This is a genomic window from Comamonas faecalis, assembly GCF_039538025.1.
Classification (GTDB): domain Bacteria; phylum Pseudomonadota; class Gammaproteobacteria; order Burkholderiales; family Burkholderiaceae_C; genus Comamonas_C; species Comamonas_C faecalis.
On record NZ_BAABBP010000059.1, the window covers coordinates 1 to 1,592 of the forward strand.

The 1,592-nt window shown below is 66.9% G+C and carries 1 protein-coding gene and 1 pseudogene; both read left to right on the top strand.

Going from position 1 to position 1,592, the window contains the following annotated elements; all coding sequences use genetic code 11:
• Nucleotides 1-504, top strand: a pseudogene (locus ABD767_RS17155) (acetaldehyde dehydrogenase (acetylating)); the annotation flags it as partial.
• 135 nt (nt 505-639) lie between these two features.
• The coding region (dmpG, locus tag ABD767_RS17160) for a 4-hydroxy-2-oxovalerate aldolase (protein ID WP_344870004.1) at nt 640-1,592 on the top strand (953 nt) is incomplete at its 3' end.

Consider the following 1,592-nt stretch of genomic DNA (forward strand, 5'->3'; position numbering starts at 1 on the left):
ACCATCCCCATGGTGGCGGCCGTCTCGCGCGTGCAGGCCGTGCCCTACGCGGAAATCGTCGCCACGGTATCGAGCCGCTCCGCCGGCCCCGGCACCAGGAAGAACATCGACGAATTCACCCGCACCACCGCCGGCGCCATCGAGAAAGTGGGCGGCGCCAAGCGCGGCAAGGCCATCATCGTCATCAACCCGGCCGAGCCCCCGCTCATCATGCGCGACACCGTGCACTGCCTGACCGAGGACGAGCCCGACCAGGCGGCGATCACCAAGAGCGTGCACGACATGATGGCCGAGGTGCAGAAATACGTGCCCGGCTACAAACTCGTCAACGGCCCGGTGTTCGACGGCAAGCGCGTCACCGTCTACCTGGAGGTCGAAGGCCTGGGCGACTACCTGCCCAAGTACGCCGGCAACCTGGACATCATGACCGCCGCCGCCGCGCGCACCGCCGAGATGTTTGCCGAGGAAATGCTGGCCGGGCGCCTCACCCTGCAGGCCGCCTGACCCTCCCCACTCCCTCCCCCTGTGGGGGAGGGCAGGGGTGGGGGCCAGCGCCGCTGGATGGAACGCCAGGGCCCAGTCCCCATCCCCGCCTTCCTCCAAGGGGGGAAGGAGTTCACGACAAAGAAGGACATGAACATGAGCATCCAAGGCAAGAAAATCACCCTGCACGACATGACGCTGCGCGACGGCATGCACCCCAAGCAGCACCAGATCAGCATCGAGCAGATGAAGACCATCGCCCGCGGGCTGGACGAGGCGGGCATGCCGCTGATCGAAATCACCCACGGCGACGGCCTGGGCGGCGACTCGGTCAACTACGGCTTTGCCGCCCACCGGGACGAGGAATACCTGGCCGCCGTCATCCCCGAACTCAAGCAGGCCAAGGTCTCGGCGCTGCTGCTGCCGGGCATCGGCACCGTCGAGCACCTGCACATGGCCCACGACCTGGGCGTGCACACCATCCGCGTGGCCACCCACTGCACCGAGGCCGACGTCTCCGAGCAGCACATCACCCAGGCGAGGAAGCTGGGCATGGACACCGTCGGCTTTCTGATGATGAGCCACATGAACAGCGCAGAAGGCCTGGTCAAGCAGGCCAAGCTGATGGAAGGCTACGGCGCCAACTGCATCTACGTCACCGACTCGGCCGGCCACATGCTGCCCGCCGACGTGCGCGAAAAGCTCGGTGCGGTGAGAGGCGCCCTCAAGCCCGAGACCGAACTGGGCTTTCACGCCCACCACAACCTGGCCATGGGCGTGGCCAACTCCATCACCGCCATCGAGATGGGCGCCAACCGCATCGACGCGGCCAGCGCCGGCCTGGGCGCGGGTGCGGGCAACACGCCGATGGAAGTGCTGGTGGCGGTGCTCAGCATGATGGGGGTTCAGACCGGCGTTGACGTCTTCAAGATCCAGGACGTGGCCGAAGACCTGGTGGTGCCGATCATGGACTTCCCGATCCGCATCGACCGCGACGCGCTGACGCTGGGCTACGCGGGCGTGTACGGCAGCTTCCTGCTGTTTGCCAAGCGCGCGGAGAAGAAATACGGCGTGCCCGCGCGCGAGATCCTGGTGGAGATGGGCCGCCG